This is a genomic window from Psychrobacter phenylpyruvicus DSM 7000 = NBRC 102152 (genome assembly GCF_000685805.1).
Classification (GTDB): Bacteria; Pseudomonadota; Gammaproteobacteria; order Pseudomonadales; family Moraxellaceae; genus Psychrobacter; species Psychrobacter phenylpyruvicus.
Window position 1 is genome coordinate 118194 of the sequence record NZ_JMKP01000001.1, and the last position, 24743, is coordinate 142936.

The 24743-nt window shown below is 42.5% G+C and carries 21 protein-coding genes; 14 read left to right on the plus strand and 7 right to left on the minus strand.

The genetic code is table 11. From position 1 onward, the window contains the following. The first annotated feature begins 230 nt into the window (after nt 1-230). The 3 genes from dprA (at nt 231) to G561_RS0100550 (ending at nt 3275) form a co-directional block, all read left to right on the plus strand. On the plus strand, nt 231-1478 hold the full coding sequence (dprA, locus tag G561_RS0100540; protein ID WP_051584274.1) for a DNA-processing protein DprA: 1248 nt from the start codon (nt 231-233) through the stop codon (nt 1476-1478). 77 nt (nt 1479-1555) lie between these two features. Then, on the plus strand, nt 1556-2230 hold the full coding sequence (locus tag G561_RS0100545; RefSeq protein WP_028857795.1) for an L-threonylcarbamoyladenylate synthase: 675 nt from the start codon (nt 1556-1558) through the stop codon (nt 2228-2230). Between the two features lie 100 nt (nt 2231-2330). Continuing rightward, nucleotides 2331-3275 carry a TIGR01777 family oxidoreductase gene (locus G561_RS0100550; protein ID WP_028857796.1) on the plus strand — a complete coding sequence of 315 codons (945 nt, stop codon included), beginning with the start codon at nt 2331-2333 and terminating at the stop codon, nt 3273-3275. Nucleotides 3276-3388: 113 nt separating this feature from the next. Here G561_RS0100550 and G561_RS0100555 read toward each other — a convergent pair whose 3' ends face one another. Beyond that, on the minus strand, nt 3389-3862 hold the full coding sequence (locus tag G561_RS0100555; RefSeq protein ID WP_028857797.1) for a hypothetical protein: 474 nt from the start codon (nt 3860-3862) through the stop codon (nt 3389-3391). A gap of 72 nt (nt 3863-3934) precedes the next feature. Next, nucleotides 3935-5224: an RND family efflux transporter gene (locus G561_RS0100560; RefSeq protein WP_028857798.1), complete on the minus strand. Its 1290-nt coding sequence runs from the start codon at nt 5222-5224 to the stop codon at nt 3935-3937. 427 nt (nt 5225-5651) lie between these two features. Between G561_RS0100560 and grpE the strand changes: the two genes are divergently transcribed. Both grpE and dnaK read left to right on the plus strand, forming a co-directional pair. Then, nucleotides 5652-6278, plus strand: a complete 627-nt coding sequence (gene grpE, locus G561_RS0100565) for a nucleotide exchange factor GrpE (RefSeq protein WP_028857799.1) — start codon at nt 5652-5654, stop codon at nt 6276-6278. Between the two features lie 254 nt (nt 6279-6532). Further along, nucleotides 6533-8464 carry a molecular chaperone DnaK gene (gene dnaK / locus G561_RS0100570; RefSeq protein WP_028857800.1) on the plus strand — a complete coding sequence of 644 codons (1932 nt, stop codon included), beginning with the start codon at nt 6533-6535 and terminating at the stop codon, nt 8462-8464. 117 nt (nt 8465-8581) lie between these two features. Here the strand turns inward: dnaK and G561_RS0100575 are convergent, their stop codons facing one another. Then, the gene (locus G561_RS0100575) at nt 8582-9802 is read right to left on the minus strand and encodes an 8-amino-7-oxononanoate synthase (RefSeq protein ID WP_028857801.1); all 1221 of its coding nucleotides are present in this window, start codon (nt 9800-9802) and stop codon (nt 8582-8584) included. Between the two features lie 368 nt (nt 9803-10170). Here G561_RS0100575 and G561_RS0100580 point away from each other — a divergent pair, with 368 nt between their 5' ends. The 8 genes from G561_RS0100580 to G561_RS0100615 all read left to right on the plus strand — a co-directional run bounded on the left by G561_RS0100580 (nt 10171) and on the right by G561_RS0100615 (nt 18494). Beyond that, nucleotides 10171-10731, plus strand: coding sequence for a porin family protein (locus G561_RS0100580; RefSeq protein ID WP_028857802.1), 561 nt, complete (start codon nt 10171-10173; stop codon nt 10729-10731). Between the two features lie 296 nt (nt 10732-11027). Then, nucleotides 11028-11603 (plus strand): porin family protein, encoded by a 576-nt coding sequence (locus G561_RS0100585; RefSeq protein WP_028857803.1) that lies wholly within the window; start codon nt 11028-11030, stop codon nt 11601-11603. A 342-nt stretch (nt 11604-11945) separates the two neighbouring features. Then, complete coding sequence (locus G561_RS0100590) at nt 11946-12497, plus strand: outer membrane beta-barrel protein (RefSeq protein ID WP_028857804.1); 552 nt, start codon at nt 11946-11948, stop codon at nt 12495-12497. 289 nt (nt 12498-12786) lie between these two features. Beyond that, on the plus strand, nt 12787-13374 hold the full coding sequence (locus tag G561_RS0100595) for a porin family protein (RefSeq protein ID WP_028857805.1): 588 nt from the start codon (nt 12787-12789) through the stop codon (nt 13372-13374). A gap of 178 nt (nt 13375-13552) precedes the next feature. Further along, a complete protein-coding gene (locus G561_RS0100600; protein WP_028857806.1) occupies nt 13553-14029 on the plus strand; it encodes an NfeD family protein in 477 nt (158 codons plus the stop codon). 94 nt (nt 14030-14123) lie between these two features. Further along, entirely contained in the window at nt 14124-14984 is an 861-nt protein-coding gene (locus tag G561_RS0100605) for an SPFH domain-containing protein (RefSeq protein ID WP_028857807.1), read from the plus strand. A 265-nt stretch (nt 14985-15249) separates the two neighbouring features. Continuing rightward, nucleotides 15250-16647, plus strand: coding sequence for an esterase-like activity of phytase family protein (locus G561_RS0100610; protein ID WP_051584275.1), 1398 nt, complete (start codon nt 15250-15252; stop codon nt 16645-16647). Between the two features lie 185 nt (nt 16648-16832). Then, complete coding sequence (locus G561_RS0100615; protein WP_028857809.1) at nt 16833-18494, plus strand: alpha-keto acid decarboxylase family protein; 1662 nt, start codon at nt 16833-16835, stop codon at nt 18492-18494. A gap of 79 nt (nt 18495-18573) precedes the next feature. Here the strand turns inward: G561_RS0100615 and hemN are convergent, their stop codons facing one another. After that, a complete protein-coding gene (hemN, locus tag G561_RS0100620; protein ID WP_028857810.1) occupies nt 18574-20142 on the minus strand; it encodes an oxygen-independent coproporphyrinogen III oxidase in 1569 nt (522 codons plus the stop codon). Between the two features lie 265 nt (nt 20143-20407). Next, nucleotides 20408-21322 carry a DMT family transporter gene (locus tag G561_RS0100625; RefSeq protein ID WP_028857811.1) on the minus strand — a complete coding sequence of 305 codons (915 nt, stop codon included), beginning with the start codon at nt 21320-21322 and terminating at the stop codon, nt 20408-20410. 298 nt (nt 21323-21620) lie between these two features. Between G561_RS0100625 and G561_RS0100630 the strand changes: the two genes are divergently transcribed. After that, a complete protein-coding gene (locus G561_RS0100630; RefSeq protein WP_028857812.1) occupies nt 21621-23204 on the plus strand; it encodes a YifB family Mg chelatase-like AAA ATPase in 1584 nt (527 codons plus the stop codon). Between the two features lie 2 nt (nt 23205-23206). Here the strand turns inward: G561_RS0100630 and G561_RS0100635 are convergent, their stop codons facing one another. Continuing rightward, on the minus strand, nt 23207-23776 hold the full coding sequence (locus G561_RS0100635) for a hypothetical protein (RefSeq protein WP_028857813.1): 570 nt from the start codon (nt 23774-23776) through the stop codon (nt 23207-23209). Nucleotides 23777-24068: 292 nt separating this feature from the next. Then, the gene (locus tag G561_RS0100640; protein WP_028857814.1) at nt 24069-24716 is read right to left on the minus strand and encodes a cytochrome c; all 648 of its coding nucleotides are present in this window, start codon (nt 24714-24716) and stop codon (nt 24069-24071) included. Between the last annotated feature and the right edge of the window lie 27 nt (nt 24717-24743).

Here is a 24743-nt window from a genome sequence, read left to right on the forward strand (position 1 = left end):
ACCACAGCGTCAGTCGTTCTAGGCGAGAACGGCAAATAAAACTAAAAAATAATTTCCCTTTTAGCAGACGTCAGGGCTTATATTATCGATATTCCATAATGTGTTTAGACACGAACAGCGGCGGTATTGGTTAGTAATTAAATAAAATCAATGTTTGCTATTAGTATCCCTGATATTCCTGTAGTATTTAAAACTGAGAATAGCCGCCGATATAAAAGGGTTTACCGTCAATGACAATCGCAACTAAACCCAGGGATGGGCAACAGTTAACGCCAGAGCAGCAAGCTGTGTTACTTATCTGGCAACGGGTAAACACTTCGTTATCAGCCTTTTATAAGCTAATAGCTCACTTTGAGACAGCACAATTGGCACTGCAAGCGAGCAGCAGTCAGTGGCAAGATTTGGGTATTCATAAAAAACATCTTGAGCGGCATAAGCAGGCCAGTGCTGCTGAGGACACGCAGTTTATCGCTCAGCTTGAGCAGCGCATGGCGGCTGGTGAGTTTCAGATATTGTTTCAACAAGATGTAGACTATCCACGGCAGCTTTTAGGCTTGTTTGATCCGCCGCCCTTGTTGTTTTATCGGGGCAATAAGCAGCGCTTGAATCAAGCTCAGATTGCCATAGTGGGTAGCCGTAAGCCGACCCAAAAGGCGCAGCGTTTTACCTTTGATATGGCACAGTATCTGGCGAAGTCCGGATTTATTATTTGTAGTGGATTGGCCCAAGGTGTGGATGCTCAAGCGCATTTGGGGGCGTTGTCTCAGCCTTCTGAATATGCGGGGCGTAGTGTGGGTGTGATGGGTACCGGTATTGATGTGTGCTATCCCAAACAACATCGGGCCTTGTTTGAGCGGATGATCCTGGAGGGTGGCTGTATTATCAGTGAGCTTTTTCCTGGGACGTTGCCTCACAAGCATACTTTTCCTAGGCGCAATAGAGTTGTGGCGGGGCTCAGTTTGGGCACTGTAGTAACCGAAGCGGCGCTACAAAGTGGCTCACTGATTACCGCTCGGCTGACCTCAGAGCAAGGCAAGCAAGTGTTTGCGCTGCCCAGTGATATCGATAATATTAATGCTCAAGGTTGCCATCATCTGATTCGTGAGGGGGCCTCACTGGTGTATCATCCGGATCAAATCATAAGTGATTTAAGCCATCAGCTGCTTGAACCCGTGCTGATAGCAGATAGTAAAGACGATGCAAGCGGTAATCACCAACACTTAAGTTCAAGCTCTGCATTCTCTAGTAGCGCCATTACACCTAACAATAACGCAAATCCTATTCTAAAACCGCAGAAGTCTGTTACTATTTCTGAGCACCTGCAGCCTTTGTGGGTGCATATCCAATTTGAGTTGCAGGATTTAGATGCATTAATTGCCAAAACTAAATTAGATACCGCCACCTTATTGAGTCAGCTGATGGAGCTTGAATTAGAGGGTGCTATTTGTGAAGTCGGCGGTCATTATCAGCGTCTTTAAACGCCCTGCCTATTTTTATTATTGTTATTAAATAGATGGCTTATAGGCTGTCTATTATGTCAACGAAGTCCTAAATTATGAACTGTAATATCAAGCCAAATGGCGCTACTACCACAAGTCCTGAGCAAGCTGCAAACTGGTTAAAGCAAGGTCAGCTTCTGGCTTATCCTACCGAGAGTGTTTGGGGAATCGGCTGTGATGCCTACAACCAAGTTGCCGTTGAGCAGATATTGGCCATAAAAAACAGGCCAAGTGAGAAGGGGATGATAGTAGTAACTGACAGTATTGAGCGCATTAGGCCATTATTACAGCCGTTGCCACAACAGCGTCAGCAGCAAGTCATAGCCAGCTGGTTACAGCAAACAAGTGATGAGATTGGCGCCAATAGCAGACAAGCACACACTTGGTTGTTGCCGCTAAAACAAGCTCAATTTAAGGACCAAAGTAAGCCCGATAGTCCGCTTCAAGCTGAAGTGCCTTATTGGATTACCGGCAAACATGACTCGATTGCGGTTCGGGTCATCGCGCATCCGTTAATTGCTCAGTTGTGTGAGCAAATGGTGAGCAGTAGCAACCCCTATGGGCTCATTGTCTCAACCAGTTGTAACCCATCGGGAGAGACGCCCGCCAAGAGTTTTGAGCAGGCGTATGCTTATTTTGGGCAAGATATAGCTTATCTACAAGGGGATACTTTGGGATATGTTTTGCCGAGCCAAATCAGTGATGCGTTAAGCGGGCAGGTGATTCGCTAATTTTATTTGCTAGACCATCCAGCTTGAATCAAACAGTACCACAACTTTACCTCAGTCACAGAATTCCATTGCCGTTTATTTAATAACACAAGGATGAGATATGAATATTCTAATTAGTGGCGGTTCCGGCTTTATTGGTCAGGCGTTAAGCCGATATTTACAAGGTGACCTAATCACCTCAAGCAGATCGAGCACTCAAAATACTAGCGCCAATATAACCTGGCTGACTCGAGACATCAGTCAGCCGCATCCTAACTTCGTTAGCTTGATGAGCTATGAGCAGCTAAAAACCACCGAATCAACTTTTGAGGTGATTATTAATCTGGCGGGAGCGGGGATAGCAGACAAGCGCTGGAGTGATGAGCGCAAAGAGTTACTGCTACAAAGTCGGCTGAAACCTACCCAAGCTTTACTGGACTACATTGGCCGTATTGAAAATAAGCCTAAGTTATTGTTGAGCGGATCAGCAGTTGGCTGGTATGGGGCTCAAGGGAATAAAGTACTGGATGAGACCAGTGGCTTTGTGGATGACTTTGCGCATCAGATTTGTGCCAGTTGGGAGGAGCAAGCCTGTCTTGCTACCCAGTTTGGCGTTCCTGTTGCCTTAGTGCGTACTGGTATTGTGATTCATCCTAAAGGCGGAATGATAGCCAAGTTGCTACCCCCTTTTAAAATGGGTGTGGGAGGTCAGTTGGGCAGCGGCGAGCAAATAATGAGCTGGATCAGCTTGCAAGACTGGGTACGTGCAGCCATTCTCGTTATTGAGGAACAATTAAATCAAGCTCCTAAGGCGGCGGATAATGTGAAAATATATAACTTCACCACGCCAACGCCAGTTACTAACAAACAGTTTACTAAACAGTTAGGTGACTGGTTAAATAGACCTACCCTGATGACTTTACCCGAGTGGTTGTTAAAGCTAATGTTTGGAGAGATGGCAACCCTGCTGATGGACGGACAAAAAGTCTTGCCGACTGCTTTATTGGATTTAGGTTTTGAGTTTCAGCATGAGACCATACAACAAGCGTTACAACAGCAAAGCTAAGTAAGAATATCTAAAGTTTCACGTGGAACAGGCTATGGATATGGATTGTTATCGTTCCACGTGAAACACGAAGCGTAGTTTTTAATTGGATTGGCGGTTAGGTAAATGAGCAGTCAGTTACGAGTTAGATTGTTTTTTCTTAGCTCGACACGAATGGCAAAAATAACTGCAGTAAGCACAGCCACTAATAGCGATAAAATAGCGCCAGTAAAAATCGTATTAAGTAAGGCAAATAAGAAAGGATAAAGATTCTGGCTGATGCCCAAGTGATCATTGGTGATGCCAACTGAAATAATACCTGCCCACAGCTCGGGGGCAATCGGCCATCCAAATATTAAAAACAGATTCATGAACTGCAGACCTGCTTTAATGAACACACTGCGGCGCAGAGCATTGTGCAATTGGGTGTAGCCCCGCTTAAGCAAGTAAGCATCGAGCGAGCCATATATCAAAATAAATATTGCAATACCTAGTAGCATACCGGCAAAAGCTGACGGGATCGGCCTCAATAGCATGCTGCCCCAAATAAAGCTAGCTAAGGCATTGACTAATACCCAAAATCCCCAAAACAACCAATGGTTCTTCATTTAATGCTCCAGCCCATTATTAGTGATGTACTCCTCAATAGTTTATTGTGCAAAGCTGTACTCCATAGCCTGTTAGTGTACTGAAAGGGTTTTGCCATCTGAGTTTCTAGGTAAGTCAGCGAGGCATACCAAGCTTTCATTACTAATGCCGCTAACCAAGAATTGATCAGAGTCGGCAAAGTATTGCACCACCTCTATGGGCGTATATACCAGTTTCTGTGCTTGATCCACTACCCAAACATAGCCTTTGATAGGGCTGTTTGGGCGAGGGCGTTTTTTGGTTAATCCATCAAGTTTGGCTTCATGAATGGCACTTCTAGGCAAGCGAACCCCAAGCTCAATTTGACCGTACTCAATACTCATCGACGCTTGCATCCCCGGTTTTAATAAAGCCTTGCTGTTCTCACCCGCTACTAAGGGGGCATGGACCATCAAAGTATCCGATTCAGGATCTGGGGAGATATTACTGATTTGACCGGTAAACTCTTTTTGTAAGTCATGAACAGTAAAATAAACTGGCTTGCCAACTGAAAGCTGTGACTGAGTCGATAGCGGTAGCTTACCTATGAGTTGTAACTTCTTTGGGTTGGCCACGGTTATCACCGGAGAGGACGGGTTATCTTGATCCGAGTTAGGCTTGCGGGATTCGTCACTTTCATTATTTTCGTCTTTACTCTCTATGCCTTTATTTTCTACACTTTGACTCTTTTTAGCTTCATTACGGTCCTTATTGCCTTGAGCACTATTCTGAGCATTGTTGTCTTGATCATCCTTGGCTACAGAGCCGTCCTCATTGGTTTGAGAGGGATCGAAGATTTTGGTGATGCTGCCGCTAATGGGTGATTTTAAAACCAAGGTTACGGGTACTAGTTTCTCTTCTTGTTTTGAAGTAGAAGAGGTGTCTGAGGTTGAGGAAGGCGTGTTTTTGCTGCCATTAATTTGCACCCCATCGACATACACCTCTAGGAATTTGTTGCTAATAAAAGGCAACTTACTTTCGCTGACTTTACTTTCAACTTTTGCCAAAACCTGACCTTGTTCGACCTTATCCCCTTCTTTAACTTCAATAGAAGCAGATAGGACGGGATATGGGGTGGTCACGTCCACGTTGTCAACGGGAATTAACGCCCCCTCCAAATTATAGCTAGGCTGATAGCGTTCAGGCGTGCTAGTTTGTACCAGTGAGTTATCAACTTTCACCTCATTTTCAAATACTTGGACCAGTGCCTCAGGATTAGAGTCAGAGTTTGAGTCACATCCGACTACGGCCACAGAAGTTGCCATAGCAAAAATCATTGCTTTTAAATAGCGGTTATAAGGCAAAGATTTATTGTTGGCGTTATGAATCAAGGGCGATGGCATGAAAGAGGTCCTATAGTGGTCAAGTAGTGGGCGCGGTCTAAAAATAGCTACTGAGCTAAAAAGCGAGTAAAAGTAATAAAAAATAACGATAAAAAAACAAGTATATAGTGCATTTTAAGGCATCAACCCCATAAAGTTGTTAGTGGATTGTTTTAAGTTTGTGCTTAGGGGTTGAAATTTAGGCCTATAACCTTTATCAACCACTAAGAATATATAAAAAAAGTCACTTAAGAAAATACAAAATAAGGCATTACTTATAAGTCAGTCACTTAAAGGTCACTTAAAGTAAGCCACTTATTTAACTGATACAAGTATTAACCAATACAAGCAATCAAATAATTTATAAAATTCACAGCTTAAATAAGGCTTTTATAACTCAAAAACATAAAGCTTTATATCAAGCTACCTAAGCTACTAAGGAGATACCATGAGTAATAATGAAGAGAATAAGGCAGCCCCAAATCTTGAGCGTGATGCTGAGGGTTCAAATGTGGCTCATGACAATATTGATCGTTCAGAAACCGTTCTAGAACAAACTATGAATGAGTTTAATCCAGAAGTAAATGGCGATGAGACCATAGCGAATAATATTGATGTAAGTGTTTATGAAGAGCGTATTGCGCAATTAGAAGGCGAAGTAAAAGCGGCCAAAGAAGGTCAAGCGCGCGCTAATGCAGATGCTTATAACGCCCAAAAGCGTATGGAACAAGAAACCGAAAAGAGCCGTAAATTTGCGCTACAAAAATTTGCCAAAGAGCTTTTAGAAGTGGTAGATAACCTAGAGCGTGCCATTGTTAGTGTCCAAGCAGACGATGATGCTGATGATGCTATCTTAGAAGGGGTGAAGCTAACCCACAAATCATTCTTAACCGTGCTAAATAAGCATGGCGTTGAAGTGGTTGATCCGCAGCAAGAAACTTTCAACCCTGAATTACATGAGGCGGTAGGTATTGATCCTGAAGCCCCTGCAGATACTGTGGGTGAAGTGCTACAAAAAGGATATACCTTAAATGGCCGTTTATTGCGTCCAGCCATGGTAAAAGTAGGTCAGTAACTAAAAATACCACAGTAACTTCTGGGCAATCGCTCTGAAATTTTAGTTAAACCCTATATTAATAAGGCCAAAGACACAAAAAAAGACAAAAAGTTATTAATTTTGCTTGATCTTGGCTTGAAAAATAGTAGCACTAAACCGATATATAGATACAAGAAGCAAGGCTTACTTAGTGAAAGCTTTAATAATAGACAGTAAGCCAAATGCTAACATTGAAATAAACACAAACAAGAAATGATTTGGAGTTTTATATTATGGCTAAGACAATTGGTATTGATTTAGGTACAACCAACTCTTGTGTTGCAGTGATGGAAGGTGACAAGGTTAAAGTCATCGAAAACGCTGAAGGTACACGTACAACCCCTTCAATTATCGCTTATAAAGATGGCGAAATCCTAGTAGGTCAGTCTGCAAAACGTCAGGCAGTAACCAACCCAAACAACACTTTATATGCTATTAAGCGTCTTATCGGTCGCCGCTTTGATGACAAAGTAGTACAAAAAGACATCGGTATGGTGCCTTACAAAATCGTTAAAGCAGACAACGGTGATGCTTGGGTAGAAGTAAATGACAAAAAAATGGCGCCACCACAAATCTCTGCTGAAATCCTACAAAAAATGAAAAAAACAGCAGAAGACTACTTAGGCGAAAAAGTAACAGACGCAGTAGTAACTGTACCAGCTTACTTCAACGACTCTCAGCGTCAAGCTACTAAAGATGCTGGTAAAATCGCCGGCTTAAACGTTAAGCGTATTATTAACGAACCAACCGCTGCTGCATTAGCTTACGGTATGGATAAGAAAAAAGGCGATAGTACTGTTGCTGTATATGACTTAGGTGGTGGTACTTTTGACGTATCAATCATTGAAATTGCAGACGTTGATGGCGAACAGCAATTCGAAGTTCTATCTACTAACGGTGACACATTCCTTGGTGGTGAAGACTTTGACTTAGCGTTAATCGACTTCTTAGTTGAAGAGTTCAAAAAAGAACAAGACTTCAACCTAAAAGGTGATCCACTAGCGATGCAGCGTCTAAAAGAAGCTGCTGAAAAAGCTAAGATTGAGTTATCAAGCGCTCAAAGCACTGAAGTAAACTTACCTTACATCACAGCTGATGCTACAGGTCCTAAGCACTTAGTAGTGACTATCAGCCGCTCGAAATTAGAAGCGTTAACTGAAGATCTAGTAAAACGCACTATCGATCCTTGTAAAGTAGCTCTAGAGGATGCGGGCCTAAAAGCTAGCGACATCGATGACGTTATCTTGGTAGGTGGTCAGACTCGTATGCCACTAGTACAAAAAACTGTGGAAGAGTTCTTCGGTAAAGAGCCACGTAAAGATGTGAACCCTGATGAAGCAGTAGCTGTTGGTGCAGCGATTCAAGGTGCGGTATTGTCAGGTGACAAAACTGACGTACTACTACTTGACGTAACCCCACTAACCCTAGGTATCGAAACTATGGGTGGTGTTATGACGGGTATTATTGAGAAAAACACTATGATTCCTACCAAGAAATCACAAGTGTTCTCAACTGCTGAAGACAACCAACCTGCAGTAACCATTAAAGTGTTCCAAGGTGAGCGTAAAGTGGCTGCCCAAAACAAACTATTGGGTGAGTTCAACTTAACTGAGATTCCACCAGCACCACGTGGTATGCCGCAAATTGAAGTAACCTTTGACATTAACGCTGACGGTATCATGAATATTTCAGCCAAAGACAAAGGTACTGGTAAAGAGCAAAGCATCCAGATTAAAGCAGACTCTGGCTTGTCGGATGAAGAGATCGAGCAAATGGTACGTGACGCTGAAGCAAACGCTGCAGAAGACGAGAAGTTCGCAGCTCTAGCTCAAGTACGTAACGAAGCAGATGGTCGTATCCATGCTATCCAAAAAGCTCTAAAAGATGCTGAAGACAAAGTGACTGAAGAAGAGAAAACTTCAGTTGAAACTGCCATCAGCGAGTTAGAGTTAGCGGCTAAAGAAGATGATCATGATGACATCAAAGCCAAGCTTGAAGCACTAGACAATGCATTCTTACCAATTAGCCAGAAAATTTACGCAGCTGGTCAAGGTGCGGAAGGTGTAGATCCAACTCAAGCAGAAGGCGCACAAGCAGACAACGCCGCTGATGATGATGTGGTAGACGCTGAGTTCACAGAAGTGAATGAAGACGACAAGAAGTAATAAACCGTTATAGCTAAGCTATTGGTTTAAGTATTACCAAAAAGACCGTGCTCTAGAGCACGGTCTTTTTTTATTCTAAAAAGCGAAAGTTAGTTTAATTAGTTCAAAGAGGGGGTCTTATAACTGCTCAATAAGACGCTCACAGTCCTCATCGCTAAGCTTGGCATTCATGACCAGTCGAATCCTTGCCGTACCCACGGGTACAGTAGGCGGACGAATAGGTAGAGCATAAAACCCGGCTTGTTGTAGTGCTTTAGCTTTTTGTACCGCGCTGGCATTATCACCTAAGATATAAGGAATAATAGGCGACTGATAGCTCACTTCTGAATCTGGGTGGACTGCCTGAGATACTCGGTGCGATATCTGTGCCAGATGGGAGCGTAAGTTAGACAATGACGGCATCTTGGCTAACACAAAGCGAGTCCAACAATGGGTAATTGGCGGCAGGGCAGTGCTGAAAATAAAAGAGCGCATTTGATTAATCAGCCACTCTCGAATGGAGGCATCACAAATTACATAAGCTCCCATTGAAGCGAATGCCTTACCAAAAGTACCTACTATATAGTCTATATCTTCTAAAGTTTGAGTCTCCTCGGCAAGTCCCAGTCCATTATGTCCTAGTACCCCAACGGCATGAGCCTCATCGACATAAAGCTCAATACGTGGGTCAGCAGCTTTAAGCTTCACCAACGCCTGCAAGTCAGCGCGATCCCCATCCATACTAAAGATGCTTTCGGTGACCACAATAATGCGTTCAATCTCATCGCCGGCTTGCTCAATTAAAGCGGCCAAGTGCTGCATATCATTGTGGCGATAACGTTGATACCTACAGTGCGGATGTTTGTTACCGATAAGACGCACCCCATCTATAAGGCTGGCATGAATTAAGGTGTCGGTCAAAATGAGGGTGTTAAGAGGCAGCTTGGCCAGTGCTGGCAAAATACCGATATTGGCATGATAGCCACTGTTCACTACCAACACAGCTTTATTAGACGTTGGGCGCTGCTCAGCTGATAAAGCCTGACGATACCAATCTAATAACTCGGCTTCTAATAAGGGCAGTTGGCTGTGGTTGCCGGTTAATAATCGAGAAGAGGTAGATCCCATTTTGGGCAATTCAGAGTCGGGCATCTGTTGTAAATAGTCCAAAAACTGCGATTGCAGCTGGGTGTCATTGCCCAGTCCCAAATAATCATTACTGGAAATATTAAGTAAGCGCTGCTCATTGCAGATAATCCATTGATCTTGATGGTCAACAGGGGGCAATTGTCGATATTGCTCTTTTAATTTTAGGGTGTCTAGTTGCTGAGCAACACTTAAGCGGGTGGGTCCGGTCATAAACATCTATCCTTGAAGCTTTTATTTAATAAAAATAGCTTTTTTACACCAAATACAGCCAAAACCTTCCTGTAATAAAGATTTAGAGTGCTAATGAGAGTTAGTAATATATCGCTTTTATTGCTAAAAAGGCTATATGTAACAAATGTTTTCAAAAATAGGCGTTTGTAACTATATGCATAAAAAAGGAGGGTAAAAAATAACTTCCGGCCTATTAAACACCGACAGAGTATTAGAACAATATTAACTACTATGGGTACATCGATAACAAGCAAGGTGATTTAAGAAAATTTAGCAACAACCCTGTTTTTACTTATTTTCTTATTAAAAGCTTGCATCGTTACTCATTTATTAATAGGAGAACAACAATGAAAATTTTACAAAAAACTCTACTTGCAGTAGCGGCTGGTACTTTAATGACTGCAGGCGCACAAGCTGCCGTTAACTATGGCAACACTATGGCCGCTCAGCCTTACTTCGGTGCTAAGGTGGGTCAATACGATCTAGATGGCGCTAAAGACAAAGGTACTTCGTACGGTGTATACGGTGGTGCTAAATTCACTCCAAACTTCGGTGTTGAAGCTGAATACTTAACTACTAGTGATGAAGACTTCACTAATACAACCGAATACTCTGCCGATACCTATGGTCTATACGCAACTGCCGATTATGCTTTCCCTAATACTGGCGGTCTATACGGTAAAGGTCGTTTAGGTGTGGCTAAGAACGAAGTTGATGTTGAAGGTAAAAATATTAACTATAAAACGTCAGGCTCTGATACCGGTGTAGCTGGTGGTCTAGGTCTAGGTTTCAATGTAGCACCAAATGCTTCAATTGAAGCTATGTACAACTGGTATCCTACAGTTGAGATCTCTAACAAAGACTATGATGCTTCTGGCGTATCACTAGGCGCTCACTTTAAGTTCTAAGATCTTTTAAGTTAAAATCAGACTTAACCTCTGATAAGACTATAAAAAACGATCGCTTCGGCGGTCGTTTTTTTATGCACGACTCAAAGTCATTAAATTTGGTCGTTAAAACACAGTAAACGCTAATTTATTGTTTCTATTAATAATAATTAATTGCAAAAAGTAACATGTGACCTATCAAAAACCCACATATTAAATGAAATATTTTGTTACTATTAAAGCATGGATAACGAGGAAGGGATTTATATTTATATCCTCTTCTTTGTTATTACCTTCAAATGAATAGGAGAATAACAATGAAACTATTACAAAAAACTCTTCTTGCTTTAGCTGCTGGTTCAATGGTTACTGTTGGTGCCCAAGCTGCTGTTAACTATGGCATGACTGCTCAACCATACATTGGTGCAAAAATTGGTCAATATGATCTAGACGGTGCTAAAGACGAAGCGACTTCATATGGTATTTATGGTGGTGCTAAATTCACACCAAACTTTGGTATCGAAGCTGAATACATGACTACTAGTGATGAAGACTTTACTACTGGTGCTTTAGACAAAGCTGAATACAGTGCAGATGTGTATGGTGTATATGGTACCTATGATTATACGTTCCCAGGTTCACAAATGTATGCTAAGGGTCGTTTAGGTATTGCTAAAAACGAAGTAGACCTAAGTTCTAAAAACCCTGGTAAAAGAAACAATGGTAGCTACTCAGAAACTGGTATTGCCGGTGGTCTAGGTCTAGGTTATAACCTTGCACCAAACGCTGCAGTAGAATTGGCTTATGACTGGTATCCAAAAGTTGAAAACGTTGGTGAAAAAGGTGATCTAGATGCAACCGGTATCACCCTAGGTGCCAACTTTAAATTCTAATTTATTAAATAGAATTTAAAAGTAACCGTCTAAATAAGTGACCCTCTAAATGTTGTCATAAAAACGATCGCTTCGGCGGTCGTTTTTTGTATTGATTATTAGCGAGACTCAATCAGTCTATTTTTTTGCAACAAATCTCATTTTCAAAAAGTTTTAGTAAGACCGCTAACTGTTTGTTTCTAATGGAAATATAACATTGCAAAAGATAACAACTTGACTATAATACCACTACACATATCTTGAAATATTTTGTTACTATTAATACATGGATAACAAGGGAGGGTTTAATAGGTTATTAACCAACTTTCCTTTGAGCTTACTTATTTTAATAGGAGAACAATAATGAAAACTTTACAAAAAGCTCTTTTAGCTTTAGCTGCTGGTTCATTAGTAACTGTAGGCGCACAAGCTGCAGTATATAACGCAGCACAGCCTTATGTTGGTATCAAAGTGGGTCAGTATGACTTAGACAAAGCTAAAGATGATGCTACTTCATATGGTATCTATGGTGGTGCTAAATTCGCACCAAACTTTGGTGTTGAAGCTGAATATATGACCACTAGTGATGAAGACTTTAACCCTGCTAATGAGTATAGTGCAGACGTTTATGGTCTATACGGTACTTATGACTACACCTTCCCAGGCTCAAATATGTATGCTAAAGGCCGTCTAGGTGTGGCTAAGAACAAAGTAGAATATGATTCAAAAGCGGTAAACGTAGCAGATTATAGCAAATCTAAAACTTCAATCGCGGGTGGTCTAGGTCTAGGTCTAAACCTTGCTCCTAACGCAGCAGTAGAATTGGCTTATGAGTGGTACCCAGAAGTTGAAGATAGATTTGGTGATAAGCTAGATGCTAATGGTATCACTCTAGGTGCTAACTTTAAGTTCTAATTGAACCCAAGTTTAAATCTTAGTCTAACTAAGATAACCCTAAGAAAACGACCGCTTCGGCGGTCGTTTTTTTGCTTAATAGATATGATTGTCAAATTATTACCTTTATTGATAGTTTTTTTCAAATATATACTTTCCAGAATTCAGTCTATATTATTAATATTTACTAAGAAATATATTGTTACTTTTAACTTAATAGTGTTACTCTATGTTTGTCTATAAAAATTAAATTTAATATAGTTTTTAGATTTAATTAATAATATTACTTAGATTGTCTTTGGAGAGAGTTGTGAAAAACTTACAAAAAACTTTACTTGCTGTACTTGCAGGCTCAGTAATGACAGTTAGTGCTCAAGCTGCTGTTAACTACGGTAGTAACATGACTGCGCAGCCATACATTGGTGCTAAAATTGGTCAATATGATGCTGAAGATACTGATAAAAAAGCGATTTCATATGGTATTTATGGTGGCGCAAAGTTTACCCCAAACTTTGGTATTGAAGCTGAGTACTTAACTACTAATGATGCAGATGTAGATAAGGAAGATACTGAAAGTTGGGAATATAACGGTCAAGTTTATGGATTATATGCTACTTATGAGTATGCATTCCCTAATACAGGTGGTTTATATGCAAAAGGTCGTTTAGGGGTTGCTAAAAACGAGATCGAAGTTGATTATAAAGATACTGCATATCCAGAAGATAATGAAAAATACAGTGACTCAGATACTGGTATAGCGGGTGGGTTAGGTTTAGGCTATAACATTGCTTCAAATGCTGCCATTGAAGTCGCTTACGAGTGGTATCCAACCATCGACTTTAATGGAGAAGATGTAGACTCTAATGGTATCACTCTAGGTGCTAACTTTAAGTTCTAATTGAACCCAAGTTTAAATCTTAGTCTAACTAAGATAACCCTAAGAAAACGACCGCTTCGGCGGTCGTTTTTTTGTGTATAAAAAATACATAATAACTGTGGTACAGGTTATAACTCTACTTCTGCTACTGAAAAGTGCTAAGATAAATAACAATAAAAAAACTATTAAGGATGAAGTTATGTTTATATTTGAGCCATGGCATTGGCTAGTTTTCGGAGGGCTACTGATTATTTCAGAGATGTTTTTGACCACCTTTGCGACCCTGTGGTTTGGTATCGCTGCAGTAATCATTGCGTTATTGAGCTGGCTATTTCCCTTACCCCAAGTTTTTCAAATCATCCTGTGGTTAATACTTTCCATAGCTATGGCGGTTATATGGTTTAAATTTGTGCAGCCTTTATCTGTTGATCGCACCAAAGCGGGATTGGGCGGCAGTATCATTATAGGCGAAAAAGGAATGATAACCGTTGCACCGACGCTCGATAGAGTAGGCACTGTACGTTTTAGTGTCCCCATTGTTGGGGCTACCGAATGGAAGTGTCGCACTCGAGGTGAGGTGGTAGAGGCGGGGCAAAGGGTGGTGGTCGTGGACGTGATTGGCAATGAATTAATCGTGGTGCCAGCCCAGACTATGGCTCATATTAATCATAGATAATTAATAAAAACTAATCCATAAACAAAAAATTAAGTAAATTGCCCACTAATGTTGCAATAAAAAGTAGGGGGTGATGAACACAGGGAGTTAAGAAATGGGAAATTTTAGTATAGTAATGCTAGTGTTGGTGGCGCTGGTAGTGTTCACCGTCTTTAAAGGCGTCAGAATAGTGCCTCAAGGTTATAAATGGATTGTGCAGCGCTTAGGGAAATACCATCAAACCTTAGAGCCTGGTCTGAATCTCATTATTCCCTATGTGGACGATGTGGCTTATAAACTTACTACCAAAGACATCGTGTTAGACATTCCCTCTCAAGAAGTCATCACTCGCGATAACGTGGTGATTATTGCCAACGCTGTGGCTTATATCAGTATCGTGCAGCCTGAAAAAGCCGTGTATGGTATTGAAGATTACGAGCATGGTATTCGTAACTTAGTACAGACTTCATTACGTTCTATCATCGGTGAGATGGATTTGGACAGTGCATTATCGAGCCGTGATCACATTAAAGCGTTACTTAAGCAGGCCATTTCAGAAGATATTGCAGACTGGGGAATTACCCTAAAAACCGTTGAAATTCAAGATATTAACCCCTCAGATACCATGCAGACTGCGATGGAAGAACAGGCAGCGGCTGAACGTCAACGCCGTGCAACCGTAACCCGTGCTGATGGTCAAAAACAGGCAGCTATCTTAGAGGCTGACGGCCGTTTAGAGGCCTCTCGCCGTGATGCTGAGGCGCAAGTCGTATTAGCAAAAGGCTCTGAAGAGTCTATCCGCCTAATTACTCAAGCCATGGGCGAAGAGGAGATGCCGGTGGTTTACTTGTTAGGTGAGCAATATATTAAAGCCATGCAAGAGTTGGCAGAGTCTGACAATGCCAAGACGGTGGTATTACCCGCGGATATTTTAGGAACAGTAAAAGGATTAATGGGCAGTAAAACTAAGCCTTAATTTATCCTCTTTAACTGCTTTGTTTTTCTTGCACCCTTAGCGTGGGCAAATATCATAAGCTAGCAAAAACTTACTAACTTAACCTTTTAGTTACTTATAGCCCCTTAGTGCCCCTTCTTTGTAAGGTTGGTTACTAAGGGGCTATTTTTTTAAGCTGTGATTTAGCCCAGAATAGAGGTATCAATAACTGTACAGGGCAAGTTAGACACTGTCACAGATAGAGTGAATAAATCGGAAGTTATAATAAATAGCACTAGGAATAAGTATGCAAAATCCTGTTGATAATAATATAAAAAATCAAGACAAAGCCAGTCATCAGTTACATCCTATTGTCCAAGGGGCTGCTCTGCCTTATGACATCCTAAATGAACAATATCAAAACGCTGCTTATCCCGATACTAAGTTGCAGATTCGGGGCGGTGGTTTTGGTTCGGATGCTGCGGCTCACCCAAGCAATCCCAATCAGTTCTATGCCCTAACCGACCGAGGTCCAAATTCAGATTTTAAAGGCAGTTTGGGGGAGGGGAAGCAATTTTTAGTTCCCAATTATAGCCCCAAAATAGGGCTTTTTGAGATTGAGGCAGACGGTCAGATTCTTAAGGTTAAAGAGATTGTATTAAAAGACAAAGCCGGACAGCCAGTGAGCGGCTTGCCCAATCCAAAGGCTTTTGGCGGGACCAACGAGATTCCATACGATGTCTCAGGCGAGCCGATGACGGTCAATCCTGACCAGCCTTATGATCCCGAAACCAATCCGGTGAAAACCGATCTTAATGGATTAGATCCAGAAGGGTTGGCTGCCCTAAAGGATGGTAGTTTTTGGATTAGCGATGAGTATGGTCCCCACTTGGTTCATTACGATGCTCAAGGGGTAGAGATTGGACGGATTAATCCTTTTGCAGAAGACAATCGTAATAACCTAGTTATCGACGGTAAGCGGTTATTATTGCCCCAGGAATTTGCCAAAAGACGTGCCAACCGTGGTATGGAAGCTTTGACCATTACCCCAGATCAAAGCACCTTGGTTGGGGTAATGGAATCCTCTATGGACAATCCAGATAAGTCAGGTCGACTTTCAACTTTGACTCGCATGGTAATGATTAATCTGAATAACGGGGTAATTAGACAATACCTGTGTCGCTTGGATGCGAAGGAGCATGTTAATTCTGCCATCGCTGCGTTAAGTGAGCATGAATTCTATGTTGCAGAGCATGATCGTCAATTTCCTTTACAACAGCCGACCGCCAAAAAACTTATCTACAAGCTTGATATCTCGCAAGCCACGGATATCAATAATCTTGAGGCTTTATTACAGCACTCAGAGGGCAATCGAATCAGTTATAACAGTGAGTTAGGCCTATTAATTGATGGAAAAACATTGGAGCAGTGGATTGCACAAGATGAGCGTCACTGGGACAGTTTAGCTGAGCTGGGTATTCATCCGGCCCAAAAAACTTTGGCGGTCGATATCCTACAAGCTATTGATTACCCACACGATAAACTTGAAGGCATTTGGTTACGTCAAGATGGCTCTATTGGGTTATTGAACGATGATGATTTTGCGATGAATGATTCTGATAAAGGGGTGGAGCATAAGTATTTGGATGCGGATAAGACCCTTATCGATGCCAATCGACTTTATGTGGTTCAGCCCAAGCTATAAAGGGTGGTATCGACTCTGACGGAAGTTTGTAGCTCCGATTTAAATTGAGATTGGCTTACATTTTCACGCCTATTTATAACAGATTTTGCATTTTACAACTGGCTGCTTATTGATAGGTTAGAGGAGTAGATAAAGTCAGAAGCTGACAATCATGTTAATAATAACAATATAAATAGGAGACGATCATGTCAGAACATACCTATACCATAGCCGATTATCTATTTGATCGGGTGGCAGAAGCCGGTGCCAGTGAGATTTTTGGGGTGCCAGGTGATTATAACTTATCTTTTTTGGACAATATTATTGCCTCCGATAAGCTGCGCTGGGTAGGTAATAGCAATGAGTTAAATGCAGGCTATGCTGCTGATGGTTACGCTCGTGAACGACGGTTTGCGGCGATGGTTACGACCTTTGGAGTGGGTGAATTATCAGCAATTAATGCCACTGCAGGCTCATTTGCAGAATACGCTCCTGTATTACACATTGTAGGAGCACCAGACACCAAGTTAAGAGACGGCAAGCGTCGCTTGCACCATAGCTTAGGTGATGGCGAATTTAACCATTTTATTAAAATGGTAGAGCCGGTTAGTGTGGCCCGAGCAGAGATCACAGCGAAAAACGCGGCATCAGAGATTGATAGAGTGATTCGCATGGTGCTAACAAAACAGCGCCCAGGCTACTTACTATTGTCTCCCGATGTGGCAAAACTGCCCATCTATCCGCCTACTACTAAATTAAAAGACAGCGAAGAAGACATCACTAGCCAGATAGCTTTAAGTGATTTCAAAAAAGAATTAAGTCAGTACATTGAGGGTAAAGCCACCACTTTAATTGCGGACTTAATGGTGCATCGATTAGGACTGCAAACCCAAGTTAGGGCTTTAGTAGCGGATACCCAAATCCCATATGCTACCTTATCTTGGGGCAAGTCTTTGTTAGATGAAAATAGTGAGCGTTGGGCGGGGGTTTATGTGGGTGAGCCCTCGCAGCGAGTAGTAAAAGATGCGATAGAAAACGCAGAGTGTTTAATTAAGCTTGGAGTGAACTATACCGATACCACTACCGCTGGCTTTACTCAAAAAATTGACACCTCACGTGTAGTCGATATTCATCAAGAGCGTAGCACTGTTGCCGACAAGGTTTTTGCTCCCATTGCTATGAAGGATGCCATTCAAGCTTTGCATGAAGTATTGACCTCAGGTATTGAGATTAAGCCTAAGCCATTAATAGGTAAAGTTGATCTGCACAAACAGCCAGGGGCAGAAGATGAGCCGTTACTACAAAAAGATTTATGGCACATCATTGCCAGTGCTCTAGAGGACAAAAATATCGTCTTCGCTGAGCAAGGTACCGCATACTTTGGTATGAGTGAGGTTCGCTTACCAGAGGGCATAACCTTTTATGGTCAGCCTTTGTGGGGCTCAATCGGCTATACCCTGCCCGCCAGTTTGGGCGCCGGTCTAGCCTCTCCAAATAAGCGATCAGTGTTGTTGATAGGGGATGGGTCAGCGCTACTGACCATTCAAGAATTGGGGGTAATGATACGCGAGCGACTAAACCCTGTGATCATCCTCATTAACAACTCGGGATACACTGTAGAGCGCGCCATTCATGGTGAAAAGCAGCTTTATAACGATATCCCGTATAGTGACTGGCAGATTATGCCGAAGGCATTTGGTGCCAATGAGGACAACTGTGCGATTGTGAAAGCGACCACACCTGCTGAGCTTAAGTCCGCCCTAGAGCTGGCAAGTAATACTCAAGATAAAATGGTGTTTATTGAGGTGGTTACCGAGGTGATGGACATACCACCATTACTAGAAGAGGTAGCGGCCTCTTTACGATAACTCCCTGTATTACCACAAAAAAACCGACTCCACTGCAACTGGGGTCGGTTTTTTGAGTTAATTACCAAGATTTAAAGCGTTAAATTACTTTTGAAAAACGGCCTTTTTCTTTGCTGGCCAAATAAGTATCAAACACCATGGCTACGTTGCGGGCAAGCAGGCGACCTTTAGGTAGGATACGAATACCCGCGGCATCCATATCAATCAGTCGATCTTGTTGCATTTCACCAAGCTGCTGAATTTCATCGATAAAGTAAGTAATGGCATCGATGCCAAACTTTTGATTTAAGTCTTTGAAGTCGATGTAATCATGGCACAGTAGGTTTGAGATGATATAGCCACGTAGTCGATCTTCGATGTTGCTTTTAATATGTCGCACGGCAGGTAATTTGCCAGCATCTACCATGGCTTCATACTCTTTCAGATCGGTATGGTTTTGTAGAATATGAGTGGCAGTGTTGCCTTTATTGGCATAAAGCGTGCTGTTAACTTGACTGATAGAAGACACGCCAAAGCCCAATAAATCACAGTCACCTAAGATGGTATAGCCTTGGAAGTTGCGATGTAGGATGCCTTCACGTTGAGCCACGGCCATACTGTCATCAGGTTTGGCAAAGTGGTCAATACCAATATATTGGTAGCCGGCCTCATTTAAAGCGGCGATGGTATCGCTGAACATCTCAAGCTTTTGGGCAGGTGTCGGTAAGTCCTCTTCCTTAATCTGACGCTGCGACTTAAAGCGATTGGGCAAGTGAGCATAGTTAAAGATGGACAATCTATCGGGCGAGATATCAATAATAGTCTCTACTGTCTTCGCAAACGTTTGTGGAGTCTGATGGGGAAGTCCGTAGATTAAGTCAATATTGGTAGATTTAAAGCCCAATCGACGTGTTTCTTGCATCACACCGCGAATTAGCTCTTCAGACTGCACTCGGTTGACGGCAATTTGTACTTCATAATCTAAGTCTTGTACCCCAAAGCTCACTCGGTTAAAGCCTAGGTTACGTAGAACGGTCAATGTAGTGTCCCGGATTTCTCTAGGATCGATTTCAACCGAATAATCGCCCACTTCTGGGTGCTCAGCAGTGGTTTTGTCTTGTGAGGTAGGAGCAAACTCAAATTGAGTCTGCAAAAACTCCCAAAGCTCGGTAAGCTCTTCATCACTAAAGAAAGTTGGGGTGCCACCGCCGAGATGTAATTGCTTGACGTAAGGTTTACCGCCAGAAGCAGGGCGCTCCAACAGCGCTCTTTTTTGTCTTACTTCTGCTTTTAGGTACTCTAAATAGTCGCCGGCATCACTGTTTTTCTTAGTAATAATCTTATTACAGGCACAGTAATAGCAAAGATGACGACAAAAAGGGATATGGAAGTAAAGCGATAGCGGAGTGTTGGGATCACGACTGGTCAAAATATCTAATTCGGCCCCAGCTTCAATCGGTTTGAACTCAAGGGCGGTAGGGTACGAGGTGTAGCGTGGTCCTGAACGATTATATTTATGAACCAAAGCCTCATCGTATTCTAACTGCGGCATATCAGAAGTCGCTGCATCAAACTGTTTTTTGGCATAAGGATTGGCAGGAGAGAAATCCGGACGCTCAGTAGATGGGGGTTGATTGGCTTGGTCTGTAAAAATTGCAGAATTAGTCATAAGATTGGCCTTATCGGAGAGCCGATAAACAGAAGCGATGAGATAGAAATTATATAGTGAATCAATTATAACAAATTATAGAAAGATAACCTGAAACGATGGGTTTTACTATAGCTCGAAAGGGTAGTACAGCTCGAAAAGATAGTACAGATCGAAAAGATAGTACAGCTCGAAAGGGTAGTACAGATCGAAAAGATAGTTCAGATCGAAACAATAGTAAGGCCATCGGCCCTGATAAGATTTTAATCGCCATACAGTCAGTTATTTATTGGTTAATGACCGGTTTTCTTATCCCGCCCCAAGTGACCAGTGCCACCCCGATAGCGATTAATAAAGCCCCCAAAGCCAGCCCTTCTGGCGGAGGCTCAGCTTGCAAAAATATGGCAATAGGCACCGCAAACACAGCAGCGGTTGAGCCCAGCAGACTGAGCAACACCGGTCCGCCTGCCTTTTGTAGCACAAACAACAGTTGAAACTGAGCAGCAAAAATGAAGGCTTGTAGCCCAATGATGGCTATCGATACTGATAAATTGAAGGAGTCTTTATCAGGTAGGGCCAATGAAAAATCAGGTAATAAGCTAAGCATTCCCAATTGCAGGGAAGCCGCTACTAGCATACCAGGGGCTAAAGCGCTTGGTGAGGCGCCGGTAGGCCAACGTAGAGTGCGGTAAAGATTACCTATCGCCAATAATACTGGGCCACAAAGGGCAAGCAAAATCCAAAAAGCACTGGCACCAGGAGCGGTCAATTTATTGGCTGCCAATACCCCAGCTCCCGCCAATGCAGATAGTACTCCCAAAGCCCGTAGTGGATCAAAGCGCTCCATTTTAAGCAGTAGAGCGCCGACATAAGTTAATAAGGGGGGAAGGGTAATCACTAAAGCCACAAAGCTGGCCCCAACTTGGGGTATGGCTGAGAAAAAGATCAAGTTCGAGCCGGCCACGCTGACCAAGGCGGCGACTAAATAGTATTCGATACTCGACTTATTTATAGGGGGCAGTTGGCGGCGAAAGATGGCCATTACCAATAGCAGCATTGCTGCCCCTGTAATGGACCAAAATACAAAAGCCAAGGGGGTTAATCCTACTGTACCAGCATATTTTGCTATGTTGGTGGAGACCCCCAATAATGCTCCACCAGCTATCAGGCAAGTTAAAGCTACTACCGTCTGTTTATCCACTCATGCCTTCCTTTTTACTTTGGCTTTAACAATGGGTTAGTTAAAAAGCTAACTTTACCTTAAGAAGAGGGTCAATTTTAGCATTATTACGCGGCTTGTTTTGTTATTGTGCTAGGTGCATTAAATATGGTTGGTACTGAAGGCTTATTTTTAGAATCTATTTATTAAGGCCTATGCTTATCTGGTTAATTGAATAATAAATAGGGATTAAATTAGCAGTTAACTTTGCTAACCCTTAACAAATAATTTATTATCAATGAAATATTTCTAATAATTAAATTTTATATTAAGGTCGATGATGTCTTTTGCCCAAGTACATACCCGCTCGGTTGTCGGTCTGCATGCTCCCAAAGTTATGGTAGAAGTCCATTTATCACAGGGACTTCCGGCGTTAACCATCGTGGGGTTGCCTGAAGCGGCGGTTCGAGAGAGCAAAGATAGGGTTCGCTCTGCCTTAATTAATTCTAATTTTCAATTTCCCAATCGGCGGTTAACTATTAATTTGGCTCCTGCTGACTTACCTAAAGAAGGGGCTCGTTTAGATTTGCCAATCGCCATGGGTATTTTGGCGGCCAGCGGTCAGGTAGAGCCGCAATGGTTAGAGGATTATGAGTTTATCGGAGAGTTGGCATTAAATGGCGACCTGCGCTCTATTGCAGGCGGGCTAGCGGTAGCCAGAGCCATAAAAACCGATAGCAATCAGCGTAAAAAACAGGGTAATAATTCCTCTAAGGCTATCCATAAAACCCGTAAACTTATGGTACCGGCAGGCAATGGTATAGAGTCTAGCCGAGTGAAAGGAATAGAGGTGTATGCTGCCAATAACCTCATCGAGGTTTGTGAGCATTTACAAGTAGAAAATAGAGTAAGCAGCCAGGGTAAAGCGACAAGCTTAACCGAGATGCCTAAAGGGTTGCTAAAGGCGGTGGTGTCAAAATTGCCTGTGGTAAATGCCAGTTACAAGGTAGACTTAGCTGATGTTAAGGGACAGCATCATGCCAGACGGGCGCTGGAGATCGCTGCAGCGGGTGGTCATTCATTATTATTTACTGGTCCACCAGGCTCCGGCAAGACTTTGATGGCAGCACGGCTACCAACCATATTGCCTGACTTAAATGATGAAGAGGCTTTAGAGGTGGCCAGTACTTATTCGGTCGCCAATACCGAGTATCAGTATGGCAGTAGACCTTTTAGAGAAATTCACCACACGATTTCTGCGGTGGCTTTGGTAGGAGGAGGTTCACGCCCTAAACCTGGTGAGATTACGCTGGCCAATAAAGGAGTGTTATTTTTGGATGAGATGCCAGAGTTTGACCGTAAGGTGCTTGAGGTATTACGTCAACCGTTAGAATCAAAGCAAATTACCATCAGCCGTGCCAATCAACAGGCCACATTCCCCGCTAACTTTCAATTGGTGGCTGCGATGAATCCTTGCCCTTGTGGTTATCATGGAGACCCCTCCAATCGTTGCCATTGCCGACCCGAACAAATTCAGCGTTATCAGGATAAAATTTCTGGTCCTCTACTAGATAGAATAGATTTGCAGGTTAGTGTACCCGCTTTACCGATTAGTGACCTTCAGAATAGTCAGCCAGGTGAGGCCTCACAGACGGTTCGAACACGAGTAACTCGTGCTTATAAACGTCAACAGGAGCGGCAAAACAAACCCAATTGTGAGTTAACCCCAAGCGAAATGGACGAGCATATTACGTTGGGTGACAGTGAAAAACAGCTGTTAGCGATGGCACAAAGCAAACTGAATTTATCTGCGCGTGGTTATCACCGTCTATTGCGAGTGGCACGAACCATAGCAGATTTGGCAAACAGTACAGATATAAAAACGCCTCATCTAAGTGAGGCGCTCAGTTATCGGGGTGGCTAGAGTCAATCGATAAGCTCGCTTCTCATAAAGATGCCCGGCTCTGTAAGACAGGAGTGATCTTCTGGGTTACGCACAGACTCAGATACCCCGCTTTGTGGGTTATCAAATTGTAAGTGATAAAATAGATACTCTTCTTTAACCGAACCGCCGGTCTTTATGGTCTCTCCAAATTTAACCCGTGTGCCATCTAAGATAAGAGCTTGCTCATCTTGTAGCAAAGAGACCTTGTAAGTAGGATCAAACAACGGGGTCAGAAGACGGGTTTTATTATTATAAACCTGCTCAAACCTCAAGCAGTTATCTTGCACCACATAGCGGCCTGTAACCACAGGATATATGCGCTGCATCAAAAGTGTAGGGGTAAAATAATAAAGCAATAAAGGGGAGGAAGCAGCAGTAGGCAGGGGGCTAGTCTTATCTTTATTAACAGTTACTTTTTCTACAGCGCTTGTATCGGAGTCAGTCACCGATTTTGTATTATCAGTGACGGAGGTAGTTTGACAGCCCATAACCATAAGGACCGCGGCTAAGCCAGCACTTAATTTTAAGCCATTATAAATTCTACTTTTCATTAAAACTCAGCCTATTATCAGCGTATTAAAAGTTAAACCATTGAGGACTATTAACGTACCTTAAACGCAAGGGGGTATCGTTCTGATTCTGTTTAATTATAAAAATAAAAGGAAGAATTGCTGTAAAGTTTTTATACTGCAGAACTAAAGCAAATCCAGTTAACCCTAAATTTTTAATTAAAAAAAGCTTGCTCTTAACTGGGTTAAAAGCAAGCAAATGAAGTTAAATCAATAACGTATCAGGAAAATCAGCTTATAAAGCACTAAGCCATCTGTTTGATTAGTAAAAAGCTTATAAAGCTGGGTCTACAGCAGGCGGCGTAGTTGGGCGTAGCTGTGCCACATCCTCTGCCGTCACTTCTTCATCGAAGCCGTTCAGGTCCTTCACTACGTACTCAGTAACCGCAGCAATCTGCTCATCATTCATCATATGTCTAAATGAGGGCATACCCCGTAAACCATTGATTAAGATGTCAATAATATAGTATTTAGACTGCATTTTGCTGTTGTTGGCTAGAGGGGGGTAATAGCCTGCGCCATATGCACCCTCGCCTTCATGCATGTGACAACCAGCACAGGAGTCGTGATACAGTTTTTTGCCATCGGTAGAAACGTAAGCGTTCTCGTAGCCAAACTTCTCGTTCCACTTCTCTAAACTAGGGTCTTGATCAAATGGCGGTACGGCATCAATATCGACAATATGTCGATTGTTATCGTTAAGTTCGGATTCGGTCATATAGACTCCGCCCCACGCCCCATTATTACGGCTGGCATAAGGGTCAACTTCCTGTTGCACCGGTGCACCGGTGAAGGTATCAGAAGTTTGAGCCAAGGTTACCGTATCATCAGATTGAGATGAGCACCCAGTTAGTAGCCCTAAAGTTGACCCAATAAGTACCATGCTCAGCGGGGTCAAGGAGGGAGCTTTAAAATATTTCATATTAGCCTCTTTATGCTTTATACCATG

Excerpts from the sequence above, each read along its gene's own strand:
- G561_RS0100555 (WP_028857797.1), bottom strand. The coding sequence starts at position 3,862 with ATGAAGAACCATTGGTTGTTTTGGGGATTTTGGGTATTAGTCAATGCC.
- hemN (WP_028857810.1), bottom strand. The coding sequence starts at position 20,142 with ATGACTAATTCTGCAATTTTTACAGACCAAGCCAATCAACCCCCATCT.
- G561_RS0100550 (WP_028857796.1), top strand. The coding sequence starts at position 2,331 with ATGAATATTCTAATTAGTGGCGGTTCCGGCTTTATTGGTCAGGCGTTA.
- G561_RS0100610 (WP_051584275.1), top strand. The coding sequence starts at position 15,250 with ATGCAAAATCCTGTTGATAATAATATAAAAAATCAAGACAAAGCCAGT.
- G561_RS0100590 (WP_028857804.1), top strand. The coding sequence starts at position 11,946 with ATGAAAACTTTACAAAAAGCTCTTTTAGCTTTAGCTGCTGGTTCATTA.
- G561_RS0100560 (WP_028857798.1), bottom strand. The coding sequence starts at position 5,224 with ATGCCATCGCCCTTGATTCATAACGCCAACAATAAATCTTTGCCTTAT.
- G561_RS0100640 (WP_028857814.1), bottom strand. The coding sequence starts at position 24,716 with ATGAAATATTTTAAAGCTCCCTCCTTGACCCCGCTGAGCATGGTACTT.
- G561_RS0100605 (WP_028857807.1), top strand. The coding sequence starts at position 14,124 with ATGGGAAATTTTAGTATAGTAATGCTAGTGTTGGTGGCGCTGGTAGTG.
- G561_RS0100635 (WP_028857813.1), bottom strand. The coding sequence starts at position 23,776 with ATGAAAAGTAGAATTTATAATGGCTTAAAATTAAGTGCTGGCTTAGCC.
- grpE (WP_028857799.1), top strand. The coding sequence starts at position 5,652 with ATGAGTAATAATGAAGAGAATAAGGCAGCCCCAAATCTTGAGCGTGAT.
- G561_RS0100545 (WP_028857795.1), top strand. The coding sequence starts at position 1,556 with ATGAACTGTAATATCAAGCCAAATGGCGCTACTACCACAAGTCCTGAG.
- G561_RS0100575 (WP_028857801.1), bottom strand. The coding sequence starts at position 9,802 with ATGACCGGACCCACCCGCTTAAGTGTTGCTCAGCAACTAGACACCCTA.
- G561_RS0100585 (WP_028857803.1), top strand. The coding sequence starts at position 11,028 with ATGAAACTATTACAAAAAACTCTTCTTGCTTTAGCTGCTGGTTCAATG.
- G561_RS0100580 (WP_028857802.1), top strand. The coding sequence starts at position 10,171 with ATGAAAATTTTACAAAAAACTCTACTTGCAGTAGCGGCTGGTACTTTA.
- dprA (WP_051584274.1), top strand. The coding sequence starts at position 231 with ATGACAATCGCAACTAAACCCAGGGATGGGCAACAGTTAACGCCAGAG.
- G561_RS0100600 (WP_028857806.1), top strand. The coding sequence starts at position 13,553 with ATGTTTATATTTGAGCCATGGCATTGGCTAGTTTTCGGAGGGCTACTG.
- G561_RS0100615 (WP_028857809.1), top strand. The coding sequence starts at position 16,833 with ATGTCAGAACATACCTATACCATAGCCGATTATCTATTTGATCGGGTG.
- dnaK (WP_028857800.1), top strand. The coding sequence starts at position 6,533 with ATGGCTAAGACAATTGGTATTGATTTAGGTACAACCAACTCTTGTGTT.
- G561_RS0100630 (WP_028857812.1), top strand. The coding sequence starts at position 21,621 with ATGTCTTTTGCCCAAGTACATACCCGCTCGGTTGTCGGTCTGCATGCT.